General features: G+C 65.9%; 20 protein-coding genes and 2 pseudogenes. 14 read left to right on the plus strand and 8 right to left on the minus strand.

Going from position 1 to position 22,578, the window contains the following annotated elements; translation table 11 throughout:
- From NP3_RS43325 to NP3_RS43345, 5 genes and pseudogenes are all read right to left on the minus strand, one after another.
- Positions 1-316: pseudogene (locus NP3_RS43325) on the minus strand (site-specific integrase); the annotation flags it as partial.
- A gap of 3 nt (positions 317-319) precedes the next feature.
- Positions 320-748, minus strand: coding sequence for a hypothetical protein (locus tag NP3_RS43330; protein WP_157124937.1), 429 nt, complete (start codon positions 746-748; stop codon positions 320-322).
- Positions 749-1,457: 709 nt separating this feature from the next.
- Positions 1,458-2,009, minus strand: a complete 552-nt coding sequence (locus NP3_RS43335; protein ID WP_063047512.1) for a TerD family protein — start codon at positions 2,007-2,009, stop codon at positions 1,458-1,460.
- Between the two features lie 17 nt (positions 2,010-2,026).
- Positions 2,027-3,316: an ArsB/NhaD family transporter gene (locus tag NP3_RS43340; protein WP_063047513.1), complete on the minus strand. Its 1,290-nt coding sequence runs from the start codon at positions 3,314-3,316 to the stop codon at positions 2,027-2,029.
- A gap of 28 nt (positions 3,317-3,344) precedes the next feature.
- Positions 3,345-3,797, minus strand: a complete 453-nt coding sequence (locus NP3_RS43345; protein ID WP_063047525.1) for a CBS domain-containing protein — start codon at positions 3,795-3,797, stop codon at positions 3,345-3,347.
- A 277-nt stretch (positions 3,798-4,074) separates the two neighbouring features.
- Here NP3_RS43345 and NP3_RS51000 point away from each other — a divergent pair.
- Positions 4,075-4,329: pseudogene (locus NP3_RS51000) on the plus strand (hypothetical protein); the annotation flags it as partial.
- Between the two features lie 83 nt (positions 4,330-4,412).
- Here the strand turns inward: NP3_RS51000 and NP3_RS43355 are convergent.
- Positions 4,413-5,408, minus strand: coding sequence for a YeiH family protein (locus tag NP3_RS43355; protein ID WP_063047526.1), 996 nt, complete (start codon positions 5,406-5,408; stop codon positions 4,413-4,415).
- Positions 5,409-5,526: 118 nt separating this feature from the next.
- Here NP3_RS43355 and NP3_RS43360 point away from each other — a divergent pair, with 118 nt between their 5' ends.
- From NP3_RS43360 to NP3_RS43405, 11 genes are all read left to right on the plus strand, one after another.
- Positions 5,527-6,456 carry a LysR family transcriptional regulator gene (locus NP3_RS43360; protein WP_063047515.1) on the plus strand — a complete coding sequence of 310 codons (930 nt, stop codon included), beginning with the start codon at positions 5,527-5,529 and terminating at the stop codon, positions 6,454-6,456.
- A gap of 122 nt (positions 6,457-6,578) precedes the next feature.
- Positions 6,579-7,442, plus strand: coding sequence for a GntR family transcriptional regulator (locus NP3_RS43365; RefSeq protein ID WP_084509655.1), 864 nt, complete (start codon positions 6,579-6,581; stop codon positions 7,440-7,442).
- Between the two features lie 12 nt (positions 7,443-7,454).
- A complete protein-coding gene (locus NP3_RS43370; RefSeq protein WP_245721366.1) occupies positions 7,455-9,218 on the plus strand; it encodes a fumarate reductase/succinate dehydrogenase flavoprotein subunit in 1,764 nt (587 codons plus the stop codon).
- Positions 9,215-10,120, plus strand: a complete 906-nt coding sequence (locus NP3_RS51005; protein WP_245721365.1) for a HEAT repeat domain-containing protein — start codon at positions 9,215-9,217, stop codon at positions 10,118-10,120. The genes NP3_RS43370 and NP3_RS51005 overlap by 4 nt, the downstream gene beginning before the upstream one ends.
- The gene (locus NP3_RS43375) at positions 10,120-10,347 is read left to right on the plus strand and encodes a 4Fe-4S dicluster domain-containing protein (protein WP_063047516.1); all 228 of its coding nucleotides are present in this window, start codon (positions 10,120-10,122) and stop codon (positions 10,345-10,347) included. The genes NP3_RS51005 and NP3_RS43375 overlap by 1 nt, the downstream gene beginning before the upstream one ends.
- 21 nt (positions 10,348-10,368) lie before the next feature.
- Positions 10,369-11,799, plus strand: a complete 1,431-nt coding sequence (locus NP3_RS43380; protein WP_063047517.1) for an ABC transporter substrate-binding protein — start codon at positions 10,369-10,371, stop codon at positions 11,797-11,799.
- A gap of 34 nt (positions 11,800-11,833) precedes the next feature.
- The gene (locus NP3_RS43385; protein ID WP_084509656.1) at positions 11,834-12,706 is read left to right on the plus strand and encodes an ABC transporter permease; all 873 of its coding nucleotides are present in this window, start codon (positions 11,834-11,836) and stop codon (positions 12,704-12,706) included.
- Positions 12,703-13,470 carry an ABC transporter ATP-binding protein gene (locus tag NP3_RS43390; protein WP_063047528.1) on the plus strand — a complete coding sequence of 256 codons (768 nt, stop codon included), beginning with the start codon at positions 12,703-12,705 and terminating at the stop codon, positions 13,468-13,470. Before NP3_RS43385 ends, NP3_RS43390 begins: the two co-directional genes overlap by 4 nt.
- Positions 13,467-13,802 carry a ferredoxin gene (fdxA, locus tag NP3_RS43395; RefSeq protein ID WP_063047518.1) on the plus strand — a complete coding sequence of 112 codons (336 nt, stop codon included), beginning with the start codon at positions 13,467-13,469 and terminating at the stop codon, positions 13,800-13,802. Before NP3_RS43390 ends, fdxA begins: the two co-directional genes overlap by 4 nt.
- Positions 13,799-15,181, plus strand: coding sequence for an FAD-dependent oxidoreductase (locus NP3_RS43400; protein ID WP_063047519.1), 1,383 nt, complete (start codon positions 13,799-13,801; stop codon positions 15,179-15,181). The genes fdxA and NP3_RS43400 overlap by 4 nt, the downstream gene beginning before the upstream one ends.
- 63 nt (positions 15,182-15,244) lie before the next feature.
- Positions 15,245-16,381: an Mrp/NBP35 family ATP-binding protein gene (locus tag NP3_RS43405; protein WP_063047520.1), complete on the plus strand. Its 1,137-nt coding sequence runs from the start codon at positions 15,245-15,247 to the stop codon at positions 16,379-16,381.
- Between the two features lie 114 nt (positions 16,382-16,495).
- On the opposite strand, the gene NP3_RS43410 is transcribed toward NP3_RS43405, so the two are convergent.
- Positions 16,496-16,981 (minus strand): MarR family winged helix-turn-helix transcriptional regulator, encoded by a 486-nt coding sequence (locus NP3_RS43410; protein ID WP_063047521.1) that lies wholly within the window; start codon positions 16,979-16,981, stop codon positions 16,496-16,498.
- A 183-nt stretch (positions 16,982-17,164) separates the two neighbouring features.
- On the opposite strand from NP3_RS43410, the gene NP3_RS43415 reads away from it, so the two are divergent.
- Together NP3_RS43415 and NP3_RS43420 are read left to right on the plus strand one after the other, a co-directional pair.
- Positions 17,165-19,402, plus strand: a complete 2,238-nt coding sequence (locus NP3_RS43415) for a hypothetical protein (RefSeq protein ID WP_063047522.1) — start codon at positions 17,165-17,167, stop codon at positions 19,400-19,402.
- 86 nt (positions 19,403-19,488) lie between these two features.
- Positions 19,489-21,261: a chloride channel protein gene (locus NP3_RS43420; RefSeq protein ID WP_063047523.1), complete on the plus strand. Its 1,773-nt coding sequence runs from the start codon at positions 19,489-19,491 to the stop codon at positions 21,259-21,261.
- 32 nt (positions 21,262-21,293) lie between these two features.
- On the opposite strand, the gene NP3_RS43425 is transcribed toward NP3_RS43420, so the two are convergent.
- The gene (locus NP3_RS43425) at positions 21,294-22,439 is read right to left on the minus strand and encodes an alpha/beta hydrolase (RefSeq protein WP_063047524.1); all 1,146 of its coding nucleotides are present in this window, start codon (positions 22,437-22,439) and stop codon (positions 21,294-21,296) included.
- Positions 22,440-22,578: the final 139 nt, after the last annotated feature.

Here is a 22,578-nt window from a genome sequence, read left to right on the forward strand (position 1 = left end):
CCCTTCCGTTGCGTGCGCCGGGTTTGGCGCTGCTGGTGGTTTGTATGGTGTGGGCTCGGTGGTCGAGATCAGCTTTGGAGATTTGGTCCAATGGGTGGTTGTGCCAGGTGGTTTCGAGCCAGTTGAGGTGGGTGTTGTAGGTGCGCAGGGTGCCAGGGGTGAGGGTGGCCCGCAGTTTCGGGATGGCTTGGCCGAAGGTGGGTACTGCCCGAGTGTCGGTGAGGAGGTCGGTGGCGGTGATGCCTATCTGCGACAGCAGGATTCGGGTGGCGTCGATGGCTGTCGGGTCGGCGACGGTGCGGGCCTGTGTTGTCATCGGCTATGACTCCAGTGAACGCAGGTGGTTGCCGAACAGCGTGTGCAGCATCGGTGGTGGGTAGATCGCGAGTTGCTGTTGATCCGGGTGGGCGGCGAGCAGGACTTTGTCGCCGATGTCCAGGTGTGCTTGGCGTCGTTGCCGGAAGGGGATGCGAAAGTAGGCGCCGGTGACGTGTGCGGTGCCGAGATCGGTGTGGTGGACGAGCAGGATGCCGTCGTAGGCGCATCGGATTGCGAGGCGGGTGCCGCTGCTCCAGTCGAGTGCGTCCAGTACTGCGCGGTCGTGGATGCGTCCGGCGGTGCCGAGGGTGCACATGCTGTAGACGATGCAGGGGTCGATGGGTGTGGCGACCTGTCGTGGTGCGGTGCGTATGGCGTGGATGAGTTCGTGCACGGGTGTTTGTGGTGGGATGACCGGTGCGATCAGCACGACAGCCACCACCTTCCGGCGGCGCCGGGATGTTCCGGTTGTGTTTGCTCAATACCATTGTGGGCCAAGTCATTACCTCCATGCTCGAGGCACTCGACCGCGCGGCCCAGGTCGCGGTCAGCCACACCGTCGGGTGCGTGAACGATTCGGGGGTATTCGATCACGGTCACGCGCGAGCACGCTGCAGAGTTTGGCGTGTGTCTGCCTCCGAGGCAGGCGTGGCGCCCACGGCGAGGCAGCCTACCTCGACGATGCGAATCCATCTTCGTCGTGGCGATGTTCTGCGCGCCCGGATAGCCGATGCTGGTTCCGATAAGCGCCGACGAACTCGAACAGCCGTTGGATCGGTTAATCTCGGGAGCGTTTTTTGGTTCGTATCAGCAGTGCGAGACCAACGAATGTCCCAATCAGCGCCATTGCGGCGATCTCGGCCATGACGAGTGCTCCTTCGTGGCAGCGGCGCGATATTCGTAACAATGTTCGAGTTACTGGCGATTCGGCCACGCCCAACGGGAGAGTACCCACTCGCGACACTTGCCTCGCGGGGAAATCTGTCGAGTCCGGTTTTTCCCGGCTCTTCTCCTGATCTCGGGAATCACCGCCCAGCACACTGAGCAACCGTCGGCGGCGCAACGCTGATGCTCCCCGAATCTTCGGTGTGTCGGACTGTTCTTGCAGGCCATGTCGGTCGTGCGCTGGACCGTCGCGACTAGGTCAAGAACGCCCGCAGTTGGGGGATGGCTTCGACGGGATGTTGTGCGCGGATGGCTTCGCCGATCGGGGCGAACTGCCACACCTCGTTCGTGCGGAACAGTTTGCCCATGACCAGCCCGGTGTGCGGCCCGCCGCCGGTCAGGTCGTAGCGGGCGATTTCGGTGTCGGACATGCCGTCGACCAGGCGGCAGAACGCGTTCTCGATCTGGTCGAAGGTCTGGCCGGAGTAGGAGGTGACGATGAAGACGATGGTGGTGACCTCCGGTGGTAGTCGGGTCAGGTCGACGGCGATTATTTCGTTGTCGCCCTTGCCTTCCCCGGTTGTGCTGTCACCGAGGTGCCGTACCGATCCGTCGCGAGAGCTGAGTTGTTCGTGGTAGACGACATCGACGATCTGGTCGGCGGCGAACAGCAGCGCCGCCGCGTTCAGGTCGATGTCGACCGACCGTGAGCGCAACCAGCGGCTGGTGCGGACGGGGTCCCAGCCCAGCGCCATGGTGACGTGGTTGAGCTCCGCTCCGCTTTGATCGCGCAGCGTTACGAACAATGGTTTCTCCCTTGTTGTCAGGCAAATACGAAGTAGCGCAACCACAGGTACGGCGCGGCGACCGCGATGGTGAGGGCGGTGACGACCGCGCCCTTGCGGGTGAATTCCCAGAACGAGATCGGTGCCCCGGCGCGGGCGGCGATGCCGAGCATCACCACATTCGCGCTGGCGCCGACCGCGGTCAGATTCCCACCGAAATCCGAGCCCAGGGTCAGCGACCACCACAGGGCGTCGGTGTGCCCGGGGCTGTCGATTCCGGCCGCGAGGTCGGCGACCAGTGGACTCATCGTGGCCACGTACGGGATGTTGTCGATGATCCCGGACAGTAGCGCCGACACCACGAGAATCACCATGACCGCCACCAGCGCGTTACCGCCGGTGGCGTGGGTGGCCCAGCGTGCCATCGTCTCCACCACACCGGTCTTGACCAGTGCGCCGACCATCACGAACAGTCCGGCGAAGAACAGCAACGTCTCCCATTCGACCCCGGACAGATAGTCGGTGGGCTCGGTGCCGGAGATCAGCACCAGCACTCCGGCGCCGAGCAACGCGACGACCGAGGGATCAACATGTAGGACCGAGTGACCCACGAATCCGGTGAACACCGCGAGCAGTACGAGGCCGCATTCGATCAGGAGTCGGTGGTCGCGGATGGCTTCGCGTTCGTCCAGTGCCATCACATCGGTGATCCGTTCGGGGTCGGCGTCGAAGGAGCCGCGGAACAGTCTCGGAAGCACCAGGGTGAACACCACCAGTTCCAGCACCACGATCGGCGTCATGTGCGCCAGGAAAGCGTTGAACGACAACCCGCTTCGGCTGGCGATGATGATGTTGGGTGGGTCGCCGATCAAGGTGGCGGCGCCACCGATATTGGAGGCGAATACTTCGGCGATCAGGAACGGTGCGGCGCGGATCCCGAGTCGGTCGCACACGAGCAGGGTGACCGGGGCGATCAACAGCACGGTGGTGACATTGTCCAGAAACGCCGAAGCGACAGCGGTGATCAGAGTCAGCAGGATCAGCACGCGCACCGGGGATCCCTTGGCGCGCTTGGCCGCCCAGATCGCGGTGTATTCGAAGACGCCGGTTTGGCGCAGTACCCCGACGATGATCATCATCCCGAACAGCAGCAGGATGACATCCCAGTCGACTCCGGTGTCGTGGGAGAAGAATGCCTCCCCGGAATCGAGCACCCCGAGCCCGAGGATCACCGCCGCGCCGCCGAGGGCGGCTTTGGTTTTGTGGATGCGTTCGGTGGCGATGAGCAGATACGCCACTGCGAATGCGGTGACCGCGATGGCGGTCATCGTCGGCTACTCCCGCGCGGGCGACCGTTCACGTGGCGGCGAGCGCCACCTGAAGGAGCCGTGATGCGGTGATCACGCCGATCATTCGTGTTCCGTCGACCACCGCGATCAGCGGGCATCGGCAGCGGGCCATCAGCGCGGCGACTTCGATCACGGTGTCGTCGGCGTGGGCCACCGGCAGGACGGGTTTGGGTTTCGATTCCGGGAGCAGTTGCCCAACGGTCTTGCCGCGCAATGCTTCCGCGACCCGATCGGCCGCCGATTCCGATAGTACCCCGGCCAGCGACGGGTCGTCTTGGACATATCCCGGTACCAGGAACCGCACCACCTGCGACGCTGGCAGTACGGCCTGGGGCACTTGGTCGCGGTCGGTGACCACGATGCCCGGCAGCCGATGCTCGGCCAGCAGCTTCGCCGCGGCCAACGCGTCGGAGTCCTTGGTCACCGACGGGTAGTCCTCGGCCATTTGACTTGCGTGCACACCAGCACGATACGACCGTCCGAGCTTCCACCGACACATATCCGTTGTCGATATCGCCACGATCAACGGTCGCGGTCGCGCCTGCCCGCGCGAGCCTCATGAGTCACCCCTTCGCCGGACCGCCCGACCCGCCGACCGGGCCGGGTTGCCGACCAGACTTCCCGGCGCACCACCCGTAAAGATGCCGTAAAAACGCCAGTTGGGCAAACCGTGGGCGCGGAGGGTAGCGCTCGATTCGGTCCGAGACTGGTTGAGGAGGTGCCAGATCGCATCTGGGCTGCCGCGGGGAGCCTATGAGTTCGATGACCGAGGTGCACCGACGCGCAGTCTGATTTCCGAGGCCGGCATCGCCGGACTCGCGCTCGACTACTGGCTCAACCGGTACGGATTCGACGTCACTGTTATCGAACGCGCGACGGCGCCGCGCAAGACAGGCGGCCACGCTGTAGATCTTTTCCGACCGGCCACGCAGATCGCGGAGCGGATGGGGGTAGCCGATGAAATCCGAGCGAGGCCACTGGGACGGATGCGCTGGTGATCTCGGGGACCGAGCCGGGCGCGCACGAAGCGGCGGTTTCCTCGGTGCGTAGGTCGTGTGAAGGTTGACCGGCCGGATCAACGCCAGCCGGTGGCGGTCAGGAGTGCGAGACTGCTGACCGCCAGTATCACGGCGAGGGTGCCGCCGAACAGTAGTGGTCGTGCGCCGGCGGTGCGGAGCTGTCGCCAGGTGAGGGAGGTGCCGATTGCGGCGAGGACGGCGGCGACGAGCCAGGCGCTGAGCTGCCCGAGTGCTGCGGTCCAGGAGCGAGGCACGATGCCGAGGCCGGAGATGACCGATGCGGCGAGGAACAGCACCACGAAGAGCGGGAAGCTCTGCAGGAGTGGGGTTTTCGCGCTGCCTGAGCTGCGGCGGGTGAGATGCAGGCCCAAGCACATCGGGACGATCATGAGACTGCGGACGAGTTTGACGATCACCGCGAAATGCGCTGCCGCTGAGCCGAATATCACGCCTGCCGCCAATACCGACGAGGTGTCGTTGATGGCGGTACCCGCCCAGAGACCGAACGCCTCTTGGGACAATCCGAGCAACCGCCCGAGAGGCGGATACATGAGTACCGCAACGATATTGAAGATGAAGATCGTGCCGAGCGCGTATGCGACCCGCTCTTTGTCCGGCTTGATGACCGCGGTGGCTGCGGCGATCGCGGACGCGCCGCAGATCGTCGTCCCGACTGCGACCAGCGTCGCCGAGTCGCGGTCCAGCGCAAGCATTCTGCCGACGACGAGTGCGGCGACCGCTCCGACGATCAGTGTGCCGATCAACACCGTGGCGGTCTGCCGTCCCACGGTGAGCACCGACCCCACGGGCAACCCGAGACCGAGCAGCACGATCGCGATGCCGAGCAATCGTTGACGTATCAGTGCGAGACCGGGCGCGAACATCCCGGTGTCCATCACCGATCGACGTCGGAGGGCACCGATCACGGCTCCGCCGAACAAGGCGATGATCGGCGCGCCCACCATCGGTAACACCCGGCCCGACCCCGTGGCGGCACCGGCGACCGCGGCGCCGAGCAGGATCCCGGGAAGATTTCGGCGTAACCAGGTCATATTTCTCACGATCACGGCCCGGTTGCTCCGCCGGTAGACCACGATCCGCAAGCAGCTCATCAGCGATGCTGATGGGTCTGGACATGCCGCGACCCGATGATCCGCCCATAATCGGGCAATGACCTTGCCGCCGGGAACGCCCGATCTGGACGTGCTCGACCTGCTGGTCTCCGTTGCGGAGCTGGGCAGTCTCGGGGCGGCCGCACGACGCCACGGCATCACCCAACCTGCCGCGAGTATGCGGATCAGCGCGCTGGAACGTCGCGCGCGGGTGCGATTGCTCGACCGCGGTCCGACCGGTTCGGTACTGACCGACGCGGGCCGAGTGGTCGTCGGTCACGCCCTGCCGGTGCTTGCTGCTGCCCGGTCTCTGGTCGCGGGTATGGCCGCGTTGCAGGCCATCGATGTTCCGCGGCTGCGCGTCGCGGCTTCGAAGACGATCGCCGATCATCGGATTCCGCAGTGGCTCAATGCGTTGCGTGCCGCCTGTCCGGATGTGCTAGTGGCGCTGGAAGTGGAGAACACCCGGCAGGTCGTGACACTGGTCCGCGATGGCGAGGCGGACCTCGGCTTCGTGGAGGGGCCGCATCCGCCGCACGGTCTCGGCAATCGGGTGCTCGGAGCGGATGACTTGGTCGTGGTCGTCGCGCCGAAACATCCGTGGGCGCTGCGCCGCGAACCGGTGACCCTGAGTGAGCTAGCCGGCACGGCGCTGCTGTGGCGTGAACAGGGATCGGGGACCAGGGAGACCGTCTGGGAGATACTCAGCACGGCGGGTCAGCCGGCGGCGCCGGCGGCGGAACTCGGCTCCGCGGTGGCGATCACCGCGGCCGCGTGCAGTGGTGTCGCGCCTGCGGTGCTGAGCCGGTTGATCGCCGCGCCCGCCTTGTCGACGGGTGCGCTCGTGGAGGTCCAGCTGGCGCCCCCGGTGATCTTGACCCGCAAGTTCCGCGCCATCTGGCGCCGCCGGACCCCGCCCACCGGCCCGGCCGAGATCCTGGTCGAATATGCCATGCGGATGGGATCGGTCACCTCGACCGGCTGGTGATACACCGAGCTCGGCCAGCATTTGCGCAGGTGACAGGCTTGCATCGCGGATCCTAACTGGCGTAACCATCTGGTAATCGCGGGGAGCGTCGCGCGTAATCATCGGTTTCCAGCATTTGCGGCATGACAGGCAGAACGTACTCGGGACATCAGACCCAGACGGGCATCCCGGATCGGCGCATCGCCGGCGGTGATTCGTCGGTCACGCGGGTCACGCGTTACAGCGCTGGTAGGCGTTCGGCACCGGCGCGCCGCATCAGCGACATTCTGCGGGCGCGCATCCGCAGCGGCGTCTACGGCAATCGTCCGTTACCGGCGGAGGCGCAGTTGGCCGCGGACTTCGCTACCAGCCGCAATATCGTGCGCGACGCGTTGGCGTTGCTGCGCGATGAGGGTTTGGTCGACCGGGTTCCGGGCGCGGGCACCTTCGTCGTCTCGGATAAGGCGGTGCAGGGGCTGGACCGGTTGCGCGGCTTGGCCGAGACGTTCGAAACCGGCAGCGATCGCGTCGTCAACCGGGTACTGCTCGCCGAGGTCGTGCCCGCGACGCCGATCGTGGCCGAGCGGCTGGAGCTCGAACCGGCGACACCGGTGGTGGCGTTGGAGCGGATCCGCTACCTCGACGGCGCCCCACTCTCCCTGGACGCCTCGTATCTGACCGCCGATGTCGGTGCGCCGCTGCTGGATCTGGACCTGACCGGATGTGACGTATTCGGTTTGCTGGAGGCCGAACTCGGGCTGCCGCTCGGCTCCGCGGCGGTCTCCATCGAAGCCGTCGCGGCCGATCCGACCGTCGCTGAGCTGCTCGAGGTCCGGCCCGGCTCGCCGCTGTTGTTCCTGGAACGGCTCACCTACACCGACTCCGGTCGGCCCATCGACCTCGAATACGTCCGCTATCGCGGTGACCGCTTCTCGCTGTCGGGCCGACTGCACCGCATCCCGGTCACACCGAATCGCGGTGTGACCGAACCGAACGAAAGGGGTTGATCTCCGATGTCCATGGATATCCCACCTGTCGCGCAGCGCCGGGAGTTGAGCTGCGATGTCCTCGTTGTCGGCGGCGGCACCGCAGGCACGATGGCCGCACTCACCGCGGCTGAACAAGGCGCGAATGTCCTGCTGCTGGAGAAGGCGCATGTGCGGCACTCCGGCGCGCTGGCCATGGGGATGGACGGCGTGAACAACGCGGTGGTCCCCGGCAAGGCCAGCCCCGAGGACTATGTCGCCGACATCACCGTCGCGAACGACGGAATTGTCAACCAGCGCACCGTCTATCAGACCGCCACGCGCGGCTTCGAGATGGTGCAGCGGCTGGAGAGCTATGGAGTCAAGTTCGAGAAGGACGAGCACGGTGAATACGCCGTGCGCAAGGTACATCGCTCCGGCAGCTATGTGCTGCCGATGCCGGAGGGGCGCGATGTGAAGAAGGTGCTCTATCGCACCCTGCGCGCCCGCGACGTGCGTGCCAAGGTGACGATCAGCAATCGAGTGATGCCTGTCCGGGTGCTCACGGTCGGCGGGCGTGCGGTCGGTGCGGTCGGATTCGATACGCGCACCGGTGAATTCGTCACGATCTCGGCGGGCTCGGTTATCCTCGCCACCGGCGCCTGCGGCAGGCTCGGCTTGCCCGCGAGCGGCTATTTATACGGCACCTACGAGAATCCGACCAATGCCGGCGACGGCTACGCGATGGCCTATCACGCGGGTGCGGAACTGTCCGGTATCGAATGTTTCCAGATCAATCCGCTGATCAAGGATTACAACGGCCCGGCCTGCGCGTACGTCGCGAATCCCTTCGGCGGCTATCAGGTCAACGCCGAGGGCAACCGTTTCGTGGATTGCGACTACTGGTCCGGGCAGATGATGGCGGAGGTCAAACGGGAACTCGACAGTGCGCGCGGGCCCATCTATCTGAAGCTCAGCCATCTGCCGGATGCCACGATCCAGCAGATCGAGGGCATCCTGCACACCACCGAGCGCCCGACCCGAGGCACCTTCCACGCGGGGCGCGGCACCGACTATCGAACCAGCGATATCGAGATGCACATTTCCGAGATCGGCTTGTGCAGTGGACATTCCGCTTCCGGAGTTTGGGTGGACGAGTATGCCGCGACGACGGTGCCCGGGCTGTACGCAGCGGGGGATATGGCGCTGGTCCCGCACAACTACATGATCGGGGCCTTTGTCTACGGCGATATCGCGGGGCAGAGTGCGAGCGAATACGCCAGGGGCGCAATGCGTCCGGAGTTGCCCGAGGATCAGATCGAGGCCGCGCACGCGCTCATCTACCGGCCGCTGAGCAATCCGGACGGGCCGCCGCAACAGCAGGTCGAATACAAGCTGCGTCGCTTCGTGAACGACTATCTGCAACCGCCCAAGGCACAGCGGTATCTGACCCTCGGCCTGGAGTCGTTCGAGCGCATGCACGGCGATATCGCGCAGATGGGCGCGCACACACCGCACGAGTTGATGCGCTGTGCGGAGGTGACGTTCATCCGCGATTGCGCCGAGATGGCCGCGCGTGCCTCGCTGCGGCGCACCGAAAGCCGATGGGGGCTCTACCATCAGCGCGCCGACTGGCCGCAGCGCGATGACGCCGAATGGTTCTGCCATCTCAACTTGTTCCGTGGTGAGTCCGGCGCGATGGAGTTCACCACCCGGCCGGTCGCGCCGTACATCGTGCCGGTGCCGGGTTTCGTCCGCCCGGATGGTGTCGCCGATGTCGCCGCTCCGGTACTGGTCGACGCCTGGGGCGGCAGATGAGTACGCGACTGTTGCGGCTGATGGACATGGCCGAGGAGTGGCCCGAACTCGAAGAGCTGCACCCCTTTCTCACCGACCCGGATCCGGAGGTCAGGCGTACCGCGCTCTCGGTGCTCAGTGAGACCACCGAGGAGTGGGAGCAGGCCTCGCCGTTGATCGCGGCGGGGTTGTCCGATTCCGACGTGACGGTGCGTCACGCTGCCATCGGCTTGCTGACCGAACTGCTCGAGGTACTCGTTCCGGGCGCGGAATTCGATGCGGCACTGCGTGATTGCGTATTCGCTGCCGAACCCGCGGTGCGGTCGGCGGCGATCGAGGCGCTGTGGCGGCACCGCCGCAGCGACGCGGCCGAACTTTTCGGATGGTTCGCTGATCCGAATGCCGAGGTGCGTCGGACCGTCGTCGGCGGACTGACCTCGGTGGACGCATTGCGTGAACTCGACGCGGCCGCCGCGGACCCGGCCCAGCTGGTCCGCATCGCAGTCGCCAAAGGTATAGCGGCAGTGGGAGATCCACGAGGCGCCAGCACCCTGATCGGATTGGCCCGCGATACCGACCCATTGGTCCGCGCCGCCGCGCTGACCGGATTGGCGCAAACCGGCTGTGGTGACGAGGCGGCGGCCATCGCCGCCGCGGCCATCGACGATCCCGCCTGGCAGGTCCGCCAGGGCGCGGCGATCGCACTTGCCGTCGCCGATCCGGAAATCGCCGCACCGCACCTGATCTCGGTCGTTACCGACGACAACCTCGATGTCCGCAAGGCCGCCGTGCGCGCGCTCGCCGAGCGGATCGCCGAACGGCCCGAGGTCGCCACTGCGCTGCGCTCGGCCATGGAAGACCCGGACGCCGATGTCCGCGCCTTCGCCCGCATCGGCATTGCCAACTCTGGAAAGGAAATCTGATGGCCCAGGTCAACACTCGAATCGACGTGCCCGTCACCGTCGATCAAGTCAAATGTATCGACGGCTGCACGCTGTGCGTCGATATGTGCCCGCTGGATTCACTCGCGATCCACCCCGACTCCGGCAAGGCGTACATGCACGTCGACGAATGCTGGTACTGCGGCCCGTGCGCCGCGCGCTGCCCGGTCGGGGCCGTGACCGTCAACATCCCCTATTTGCTGCGCTGACCGCGGGCGGAGGACATCACAATGAGGACACCACGCGGGAAGACCCAGCGTTCGGTCGCACTGTTGCTCGGCGTCGCGACCGCCGCGACGGTCGTCGCGGGCTGCGGCTCGGCGAATGACGGCAAGACCGTCACGGTCAGTATCGGATACCAGTCCAAGACGATCAATACCGTCACCGCGGGCACGCTGCTGCGCGATCGGGGCACCTTCGAAGCGAAGCTGGCCGAGCTCGGGAAGCCGATAGGGGTGACCTACAAGGTCGAATGGAAGGACTTCGCCGCCGGACCGCCACTGACCGCGCAGATGCTCGCCGGCCAAGTGGATATCGGCTCGATGGGTGATGCACCCATCCTCGTCAACGGATCGAAGACCCGCGGCCACGACGACATCAGGTCCGAGCTGATCGCAGTGACCGGCTACAACCTGCGTGGATCGCTGAATCAGATTGTCGTGCCAGTGAATTCACCCGCCGCCACTCTGACCGATCTGCGCGGCAAGGTCGTCTCGACCAGCGTCGGTTCGGCCGCGCATGGCATGCTCGCCACCGGTCTGTCCGGTGCGGGACTGACCTTGGACGATGTGAAGCTGCTCGGCCAGGACCCCGCGGTCGGAGCGTCGGCACTGCAGGGCGACCAGGTATCCGCGTTGGCGCAATTCGTGCCCTGGCCGCAGAAGCTCGTCTTCGACGGCAAGGCGCGACTGCTCTATGACGGCGGTAACGCCAACATCCCGACCTTCCACGCGGTGGTCGCGAACAAACGCTTCGACACGGACAATCCGGAGATCGTCAACGCCTTCCTGGCGGCCCAGCGCGAAACCTCCGACTATCTCAACCACAATCCGCTGGCCGCCGCGCAGCGCGTCGCCGAGATCACCGGGATACCGGCGGAGGTGGTCTACCTCTACAACGGTCCCAACGGGCTGGTGAGTTTCGACCCCACCATCAAGTCACAAGAGGTCGACGCGCTCGGCACGCTGCTGCCGTTCCTGAAGGGACTCGGCGCCCTGGCTGATCTGGATCTCGGCGAGTTCGTCAACGACACCTATGTGCGGGCGCTGTACGGGGCGGACTATGACGCCCAGCGCGCTTCGACGACCGCACCGAGCCCGCTGGTCGGTACCGACACCGTCTGCGGCGGTGCCGTCGACAACCCGGCGACCGCGTCGGAGGTGTGGTTCAAGGGCGAGCAGACCACCGCGGTCGCCAAGACCCCGGCCTGTCTGCTCCGCCTGATCGCCCAGCGTGGCATCGAAACCCGCGCCGCCTACGTGCCCGACACCGCATCGGGCGTCCGCATCTTCGCGGCCACCGCCACCTGGGTGCGCGATCCGGCGGTCGGGCCCGATGAACGGCTGCGGCCGTTCGCGATCGCGGCCGATGCCAAGTCCTATGCCAACGCCCATCCCGGTAGTGCCGTCATCGACTACCAGGCGGCGTTGCTCGCTCGATAGCAGCGAGCACGAACACGAGACCAGGAGGCTCGACATGACGGTATCCGCGGAACCGATATCCCTCATCCCGACAACACCTTCCGACATCACCAGCGCAGCGCGGTATCGCCGCTGGTACGGCTACGGTCGGCTCCCGGAGCGGCTGCGCACGGCAGCGCTGACCATGGTGCCGTTGGCAGCGCTGGTACTTCTGTGGTATCTGCTCACTGCCAATCACGTGGTGTTCTGGCTACGCTTCGATAAGATCCCCACCCCGGCAGAGGTTTACGACTCCTTCCGGATCCAGCTCGGCACCCGCTCCTACTACAGCAACATCATTTCCAGCATGCGCCGGATCCTGATCGGATTCGGACTCGCGACCGGGGCCGGCGTGCTGATCGGTATGGCGATCGGTCGTTCGTGGTTGGTCAGTGCGTTGATCCGGCCGGTGTTGGAGGTATTCCGGCCGATTCCGGCGATCGCGCTGGTGCCGTTGGCGATTCTGCTGTTTCCGACGGGGGAGCAGGGGATCGTGTTCATCACCTTCTTCGCGGCGTTCTTCCCGGTGGCGGTCAGCACGATCCACGCCATGCACGCGCTGCCGAGAGTATGGGAGGAAGCCGCGCATACCCTCGGCGCCAGTCGGTGGGAGATCCTGTTCCGAATCGCCCTACCCGGTGCGCTACCCGGCATCTTCTCCGGTTTGTCGGTGGCGATGGGCGTCGCCTGGATCTGTGTGATCAGCGCCGAGATGATTTCCGGACAGTTCGGCATCGGATACTTCACCTGGCAGTCTTACGGCCTGCTCGACTATCCGGGGGTCGTGGTCGGCATGCTGTCGATCGGACTGCTCGGCTGGGCCACGGCGTGGCTGGTCGAAATGACCGGACGCCGGGTCAACCGTTGGCTGCCCAGGGCGGCGCGATGAACGCGGGCGCGGCGGTGCGCATGCGCGGACTGCGCATCGCCTACGACGAAATACTCACCGCCGAAGTGGATCTCGACATAGACGGCGGCGAAATCGTGGTCCTGCTCGGGCCGTCGGGATGCGGCAAATCCACCATCCTGCGGGCCATGGCCGGATTATTGCAGCCGGTCGGCGGCACCGCGGAGGTGGACGGCGGCAGTGGCGAACAATGCGCGATGGTCTTTCAGGAGGACGCACTGTTGCCGTGGCGTACCGCTCGCAAGAACGTCGAATTCGCCTTGAAGCTGCGCGGGGTGAATCGCGGCCGACGACGCGCCGAAGCACTCGAATTACTTGACCAGGTGGGGCTGGATGGTTTCGGCGACCACCTGCCCGGCGCGTTGTCCGGCGGTATGCGTCAGCGGGTTCAATTGGCCCGCACCCTGGCCACCCAACCACGGGTACTGCTCATGGACGAACCCTTCGGGGCATTGGACGCGCAGACCCGAGCCGATATGCAGCGGCTGCTGATTTCGGTGTGGCAGCGGCACCGCACCACTGTCCTGTTCGTCACTCACGACGTCGATGAGGCATTGCTGCTCGCCGACCGGATCGTGCTGCTGACCCCGCGCCCCGCGCGGATCCAACGGATCGTCACGATCGACAACCCGCGCGCGCCCGGTGCGCGATTCGAACCCGAATTCGCGCGCAGGCGGTACGAAATCCTGGCGGCACTCGGCGAAGACGCCGAACTGGCCGCCGCGAATACCGAGGAGGCATCATGACTTTCGTCATCGGCGCGGCCTGCGTCGATGTGATGGATCGGGCGTGCGTGGAGGAATGCCCGGTCGACTGCATCTACACCGGCGAGCGCATGGCCTATATCCAACCCACCGAATGTGTGGATTGCGGTGCGTGCGAGCCAGTTTGCCCCGTCGAGGCGATCTATCTCGATGCCGACGTACCCGTCGAGCAGCGGCCGTTCATCGCCGAGAACGCCAGGTTCTTCGATGAGCCGCTGCCGGGCCGCGTCGCCGCGCTGGGGTCGCCGGGGAGCGCGGCGAAACTCGGCGCGGTCGGCATCGACACGACATTCGTGCAGGCATATCAGCCATGAGCGGTTCGAAACGACCACTGCGCGTGGCGATTGTGGGCGCGGGACCGGCCGGTATCTATGCCGCCGACGCGTTGATGAAGTCGGTGTCGGATACGGACGTCTCGATCGACCTGTTCGAACGCATGCCCGCGCCGTTCGGGCTGATCCGCTACGGCGTCGCCCCGGACCACCCCCGGATCAAGGGCATCATCACCGCTCTGCACCGGGTGCTCGACAAGCCGCAGGTTCGACTGTTCGGCAATGTCGACTACGGCATCGACGTCACCCTCGATGACCTCCGGATCTTCTACGACGCCGTGATCTTCGCGACCGGGGCCGATACCGATCGCGCGCCGGATCTTCCCGGTATCGATCTGAATGGCTCCTATGGTGCGGCGGACTTCGTGTCATGGTACGACGGACATCCGGATGTGCCGCGGGACTGGCCGCTGGAGGCCGAGAAAGTCGCCGTCCTCGGCGTCGGCAATGTGGCGCTGGACGTGGCGCGAATACTCGCCAAGACGGCCGAGGAACTGCTGCCGACCGAAATCCCGCCGAACGTCTACCACGGGTTGAAGGCCAACAAGGCCGTCGAGGTGCATGTCTTCGGACGCCGTGGACCGGCCCAGGCCAAGTTCACCCCCCTGGAACTACGTGAACTCGACCATTCGCCGACCATCGAGGTCATCGTCGATCCCGAGGACATCGACTACGACGCAGGTTCGGAGACCGCGCGGCGACAGTCGAAACAGGTGGACATGGTGGCGAATACGGTGGAGCAGTGGGCGATCCGCGATATCGGCGACCGGCCGCACAAGCTGTTCCTGCATTTCTTCGAATCACCCGCCGAGATCCTCGGGGCGGACGGCCAGGTCGTCGGCCTGCGCACCGAGCGCACCCGGCTCGATGGCACCGGAAATGTCGAAGGCACCGGCGTATTCAAGGAATGGCGCGTCCAGGCCGTTTACCGTGCCGTCGGCTACCTCTCGCAGTGCCTCCCCGAGTTGCCGTTCGACGACCGGGCGGGCGTGGTACCGAACGAGGGTGGGCGCGTGCTGATCAACCAGGATACCGACGAAACCGCGCGTCATCTGTCAGGAGTGTATGTCACCGGTTGGATCAAACGCGGCCCGATCGGGCTGATCGGCCACACCAAAGGTGACGCCAACGAGACTGTGGCGTGCCTGCTCGACGATCGCGAGAACCTCTCGGGAGCAACCGATCCCGATCCCTCATCGGTCGTCGAGTTCCTCCGGTCCAAGTCGATCAGCTTCACCACATGGCAGGGCTGGTACCGGCTCGACGCGCATGAGCGTGCCCTCGGCGAGATCGAGGGGCGTGAGCGCGTCAAGGTTGTGGAGCGCGCCGACATGCTCCACGTCGGTCTCGGACGCCGCTGAACCGCTCCAGCGCCGAATTGTCCCGCTGCCGAATTGTGTTCCTTAGGAAAGCCAGGTCGCGCTATGCCGTCCACATCGATCCAGCCACTGACCACCGAGCGAATCCTGCAGGCGTTGAGCCTGGTCGAGGATCCCGAAATCCACCGTCCCATTACCGAACTCGACATGGTCGGCGATCTCACCATCGACACCGACAACCGGGTGACCGTCGAGATCCGGCTCACCGTCGCGGCCTGCCCACTGCGTGACCGGATATCGCGCGAGGTCCGAGATGCCGTGCTCGACATTCCGGGCGCCGCCGCGGTCACCGTCGAATTCGGTGTCATGACCGACGAGCAGCGAACCATATTGCGCAAGAAGGTACGCGGCGACGAACCGACGATTCCCTTTGCTCGGCCCGGTTCGCTCACCCGCGTCTATTGCGTCATATCGGGCAAGGGTGGCGTCGGAAAATCCAGTGTCACCGTCAATCTCGCTGCCGCCATGGCCGACCGCGGCCTCCGCGTCGGCGTCCTCGACGCGGATATCCACGGCCACTCCATCCCCGCCATGCTCGGCTTGGCGGCTCGTCCCACCCAGGTGGATCGAATGCTGATGCCACCCATCGCGAATGGGGTGAAGGTGATATCGATCGGTATGTTCGTCGAAGGCAACGAGCCCGTCGTCTGGCGCGGCCCGATGCTGCACCGCGCACTGCAGCAGTTCCTGGCCGACGTCTACTGGGGTGATCTCGACATCCTGCTGGTCGACCTGCCACCCGGGACAGGCGATATCGCGATCTCGCTCGCCCAACTCCTGCCCACCGCGGAACTGGTGGTCGTCACGACACCTCAGCAGACGGCGGCCCGGATCGCCGAACGAGCCGGCGCGGTAGCGGCGCAGACCAGACAACGGGTCGTCGGCGTCGTGGAGAATATGTCCTGGTTCGACGCGCCGGATGGCGCACGCCTGGCGCTGTTCGGCACGGGCGGTGGGGCGATGGTCGCCGAACGGCTCACCGAGATCCTCGGCGCAAGCTGTCCTCTGCTCGGCCAGATCCCGTTCGATCCGGCTGTGTGCACCACCGGCGACCTCGGCACTCCGATCGTGCAAGCCGATCCGAATACCGACGCGGCGAATGCTTTTCGCACGATAGCGATGTCGTTGGCCCACAGACCCCGCGATATTGTCGGTTTACGGCTGGCCGTGGCGCCCGGCTGACAACACCGCGGGCCAGCCGGTGGTCCTCCCGGCGCGCCCGCTATGAGACGCCCGCCAATTCGCGCTCCGGCCCATAGGTATGGCGCCGCTCGTCGTCGGATCGGATGCTCTCGATCAGAGTTGATAACTGTCGATGTCGAACCCGACCTGGGGTTCGCCGCCCGCATTGGTGAACGCGGTGAGCGCGCGCACCAGCCCGGATCGGTCCCGCTCGGACATCCGTTCCACGACGGTGGCGATCTCGCTCCGTCGATGGGCGGTCACCCGGTCGACGACACGATGCCCGAGCGTGGTCAACTCGATGATCAGCTCGCGGCGCGAATCGGGATTCGGTTTGCGATTCACCAGCCCCGCGGTGACCAGTCGGTCGACCATGCGGGCCGCCGTCGACGGCTGAACGTTGAGCGATTGAGCGAGCGTGACGACCTTCGACGGTCCCCGGGTCGACAGGATCACCAGTGTCCGGAACTGCGGGATGGTGATGGATTCGTCGACGAGTGCGATCGAGCGTGCGGACAGGGCGACGAGCAATCGGGACGCGGCCAGCAGCGCATCGGTGATCTCGTCGGCCGACTCTCCGACCACTGCTTCTTTCGCCATCGCGACCGCCTCCGCCGATTCTGTGTGCACCTATCTTTCTATCGTGCCGCGCGCACCCTGTTCGCGGGTATCCGTATCGCGGTCGCGCCGGGACAGAACTCAGGCAACTCGCAACTGTTGCATACTGCCTTTATCGGGTAGGGTCCACGACTCGTGGTAGTTCGCACATCGCCCGGGGCTCGAATGGACGTGTGCCGGTGGGGATTCGTCACCGTCGTCGGCGTGGTCGCGGGGTATGCGTCGGTGCTGTTGGCCAATCCGCGCCACTTCTATACCGACGACACCGAATCGCAATACGGGCCCATGTGGGTCATGCTGGGACGGCACCTGCATCAAGGGCGGTTCCCGGCATTGGTGCCGTGGGAGTGGATGTCGGGCAACTACTCCATGGAGGAGGCGGGGCTCTACAACCCGCCGCAGTTGCTGGTGGACTGGTTCGCGCCGGAAGTGGACAACCTGGCGCTGTATGTGACGGTCGTGAAGCTGATCTTCTCGATCATTGCCGCGTTGGGCGTATTTCGGGTGTGCCTGGCCTATGGGGCGCGCACGCCGTGGGCCGCGGTGGCGGGCGTGGCTTTCCCGCTGTCGGGATGGTTCCTGTTCTTCGACGAATCCAGTTGGGCCACTTCGCTCACCGGTACCGCGTGGATGTTGCACGCATGGGCCTCGGCGGTGCGGTACGTGCGTGTCGAGCCGGACGCCAGCCGCTGGTGGAACGGGCCGATTCCGGTCTTCGTGTTCCTGTACCTGGCGATCTCGGTCCAATACGTTTTTCCTGCGGTCGAGGCCGCGCTGATGATCGTGGCGGTGGTTGTCGGGGAGGTGGTGTACCGGCGTGCATGGGGGCCTTCGCTGCGGCTGCTGGCGGTGGCGGCCTGTGCGGGATTGGCGGGATTGGAAACCTATCTGCCGGGGATGCTTTCCTCGTCGGTGACGTGGCGCGGCAATGAGCGTGTCCTCAACGACGATTTCTTGAACGTGGGTTGGTCGGAATCGCTGAATGCCAGTCTGCCCAGCACGGTTCCGGCTTTCACCGGCTGGTGGGGATATGTGCAGCCGATCCCGATGGTCTACATCGCCTGGTTCCTGATTCCCTTGCTGGCTTTCATCGATTGGGCCGCAGTACGGCGGTCGTGGCGCGAGTTCGCCGGGGCGGCCCTGTTCGCGCTCATGTTCCTGATGTGGACCGCCGGTCCCGGCCGTATCGGGCCGTTGCGCTGGCCCGCCCGAGTGCTGCCCATGCTGGCGGTCGGCCTGCTGGTGCTGGTGTGTGTATTGCTGTCGCGGTACGGCAGTTTCGCCGACTGGCGACGCCGCGGCATCGCGGCCGCAGTGCTGATCGGGTTGCTGTTCGTCCGATCCTTCAGCGCGGCACCACATCTGGTGCTGCGGCATCTGGGCGCGGTCGTGGTTGTGGCCGTGCTCACCGCGGCCCTGGTATGGCTGGCGCGCACCCGCGGCGTGGCCGCGGCCTGCGTGCTGGCCATAGCGGCCATGTTCCCTATCGCCTACTACCAGGTCACCACACAAGCGCCCACGCCGCTGTCGTATCACTTCCCGCAGCGGCGTTCGGACATGCGCGCCGCGTTCCCGCATTTCTACGGCGTCACATTACAACTCGGCGACCGTGCCCTGGTGCCGCCCGCCGAACAGAACCTCGACCGGGCCTGGGGTTCGCTGGCGTTCGGCAACTACGCCAAGAACATGGGGCTGCAATACGTCAACGCCTACACCCCGATCGGCTACCGGAAGTTCAGCAAGCTGTTGTGCATGGGCTGGGACGGCAGCACCTGCCCGGCCGCGTTCGGCGCGGCCTTCTCGGTCGAACCGTCCACCGGGCGAACCTATATCGACCTGATGAAGGTGGATCGTGTGGTGCTGCAACGCGCCCAGTACCCCGACATCGGCAACCATCCCGCCCCACCTGGGTGGAAATGGGTCGACTACCGGGGTCACGAACGCGACATCTGGGTGCTCGAACGCGAGAACGGCCCGATCTCCACCAGTGCGGGTCCCGCCGACGCGCAGGGTGTCACCTTCACCCAGGTCGGCCGCGACAGTGTCAGCAGCCACCTGCGAGTCGACTCGGCCGAAGGTGGGCGGCTGGTATTCGCCCGCCTGGCCTGGCCCGGCTATCGCGTCACGCTCGACGGGCACGACATCGGCTTCGGCACCGTCGCGAATACCTTTGTCGCCGTGGACATCCCGCCGGGCACCCGCGATGGCGACCTGATCGTGGCCTGGCGGCCGCCGGGCTGGAAGATCGGCATCGCCACCGCCCTGGCCGGACTGTTGGGTCTGGGCCTGCTGCAGTGGTCACACCGTCGCCACAGCCGTCGGGGCGGCCGCATCGACGCCGACACGCCCGTGAACAAGCTCGGTCCGGAGACCGAGCCTTCGACGACCCCGGTACTCGTCTGATCAACCGACCTCGGGTGGGGGTGTCGTCGGTCACGGATGCCGCGACCCAGGTGTCATGTACACGGCAACTATTGCATACTGCATGCATGGCGTTGCTCGACGGGGCCAAGCAGGGCAGGCTCCGAATCTCTCTCGGCTCGCGCCGGATGTTTCAGGGCTGGCTGCGGGAGAGTTCGTCGGGGGTCCTGGTCATGGCGGTCGGCGTCGGCGCGGTGACAGGCGTCGCGGCGGTGGCGTTCCGGTTCCTGATCACCGCGGCTACCCGCCTGTTCACCGGTTACGACGACTACTCCGGGCTCGGCCGGATCGCCTCGGCCCATTGGCCCGGACTCGGCTGCTGGTTCCTGCTGCTGGCCCCGGTCGCGGCCGGTGCGATCTACGGGCCGATCGTGTACCGGTTCGCGCCGGAAACGCGCGGGCATGGTGTGCCCGAGGTGATGTACGCGGTGGCCGAACGCGGCGGACACATCGCGCCGCAGGTGGTCGTGCTCAAGGCGCTGGCCTCGGCACTGTGTATCGGCGGGGGCGGCTCGGTGGGCCGGGAAGGGCCGATCGTGCAGATCGGATCGGCCGCCGGATCGACCATCGCACAGGTAATTCGGCTCGATACTCAACGTATGCGACTGCTGGTGGCCTGCGGCGCCGCGGGCGGTATCGCCGCGACCTTCAACGCACCGCTGGCCGGGCCGTTTTTCGCCATGGAACTGATCCTGCGCGACTTCGCCGCCGAATCCTTCGGCGCGATCGTGCTGTCCAGCGTAACCGCGAGCGTGGTGGGCCGGGCCGTCCTCGGCGACCAGGCGTTTCTGACCCTGCCGGTCTTCGCGGTCCGCAATCCTGTCGAATACCCGCTATACCTGTTACTCGGCGTGGCGGTGGGGATCGTGGGCGTGTGCTTCTCGAAGGTGCTGTACCTGATCGAGGATCTGTGCGACTGGGCCTGGCGCGGTCCCGAATGGGCGCGTCCCGCCGTCGGCGGACTGCTGCTAGGCGGACTGCTCATCGCCCTGCCACAAATGTACGGGGTCGGATATCCCGTGCTGGAAAACGCGGTCGAGGGCAAGTACCTACTCGGCATGCTGGCACTGCTACTGGCCGGGAAGATGGTGGCCACCGGCCTCACGATCGGCATCGGCGGCTCCGGCGGAGTCTTCGCGCCCACATTGTTCATCGGCGCGATGGCCGGTACCGCATTCGGTGATATCGCGCACCAAATCCTGCCCGGCGCAACGGAATCCCCCGGTGCGTACGGTTTGGTCGGGATGGCCGCAGCGCTCGGCGGCGCGACCCGCGCTCCCATCACGGCGGTCATCATCCTGTTCGAGCTCACCGGCGAGTACCGCATCATCCTGCCCCTGATGGCCGCCGTCGCAATGGCCGCAGCCGTGTCGCGGCTATTGTCGAAAGACACCATCTACACCCGAAAACTGCTGCGTCGCGGCGTCGATATCGATCGCCCTCGCCATCCGTTCGCGACGGTGACGGCGGCCGACCTCGCCCGACCTATCCCGCAACCCCTGTGGCAGACAAGCGATCTCGCAACGGCCGCGACCGCGCTCGAGCGCAACCCCGGCGGGATTCTTCCGGTTCTCGACGAGACCGGGCGCTATCGCGGATGTGTGTCCGCGCGCGAGGTCGCCGAATCCCTCGACCTGCCCGGACCTCCGGCCACCCTGGCCCCGTTGGTGCGGGAGTTGTCGCCGATCGCCGCCGACACCTGTTTCCACGACATCGTCATCGCCCTCGCGGGTCATGGCGGCACAGGACTTCCCGTGGTCGATGCCGACCACACCGCCGTGATCGGCTGGGTGAACCACGAAGACCTGCTCTCGGTCTTGCATACAGAACCGGGACGGTGACGCCATCCGTATCGACTGCGGCAGTGCAGATTTCAATGCTGAGAACATGTCGACGGACAGGGCTGGCGCTGTTGCGGCGGCCCGGTGGTGCCGGGCCGGGGGATGGACAGGGCGGCGGGCGCGGCCGGCTTTCGTGGTGGACTCAGATGAGTGTTCACCCAGCCGAACGCTTTCGGATACATCGCCCGCCAGGTCCCCCAATTGTGGCCGCCGTCATCGACGATCAGCGGCGGCGCGACCTGCGTCGGCGCCTTCGCGGCGTCGACCAGCGCTCGGGCATTGGCAGGTGTGCTGGACGGGTCGCGGCGGCTTGTCGCGACCCGTAGCGCCACCGGTGCTCCGGTGCCGACAAGGCGAATCGGGTCGTTGAGTCGACGCAGCGTTCGGCTGGGCACCACATCGGGATCGCCGCGAAAGTCGTCGGGGCTGAATGCGAGTCCGGTGGCGAACTGTGCCGGATACCGCAGTGGCAACGTGATCGCGCAGAAGCCGCCGGTCGAGTCCCCGGCCATCGCCCACCCGGAGGCTTCGCCGATCGCCCGGAAATTGCCGATGATCAGATTGCGCACGTCCTGGGACAGCCATGTCGCGGTCTGCGCGCCGCGGGGGATGTCGGCACAGTCGGTATTTCCGCCGGGATCGACCCGCGGCATGACCAGAATCGCCGGCGCCAGTTGACCTTTGCGCATCATCTCCGCTAGCTCGGTGGTGACGCGGCCGCCCTTGATCCATGCTTGCGGCGTTCCGGGAACTCCGTGCAACAACATGATCACCGGGAAACGCGCGCCGCGGTACTCGGGTTGGTCGTATTGCGGTGGCGTCCAGACCAGCACCCGTCCCCGAAGGCGCGACCGCGGGCCGCGGTATTCAGCGGCGCTGACCCTGTCGCCGAGGTCGTGGAAGACGGCGGTGCCGGTTGCCCCGTCCGGTGCGGTGTCGTCGGCGGCCGGTTCGCCGAGTAGGTCGTTCCATGAGCTGTAGAGAGCAAAGTTGTCGTTGACCCACAGGCCCAGTACCGCGACCGCGGTCGCCTGGCACATGCCGATCATCAGCAGTCGTGTCAGCCAGCGCACCGGGCGCGGGCCGCGCACCGAATTCCAGGCCGACAAAGTGACCATAACCGCGGCGAGGGCTGCGGCGATCACGGTGTAGAAAAGCCAATCGCTGGTCAGGCTCATCGAATCGAGGTGGGACGGCCTTCATCCGCCATCGTATCCCGTTGCGTCACGGCGATTCTGCGATCGGAAAGAGGCATCGAGCGCAGGGAGCGTCGTGCCGGAGCGTCGTGCGTCACGGATTCGGAGGCTACCGGATGGA

The organism is Nocardia pseudovaccinii NBRC 100343, from assembly GCF_001613225.1.
In the GTDB taxonomy this organism is placed as follows: Bacteria; Actinomycetota; Actinomycetes; order Mycobacteriales; family Mycobacteriaceae; genus Nocardia; species Nocardia pseudovaccinii.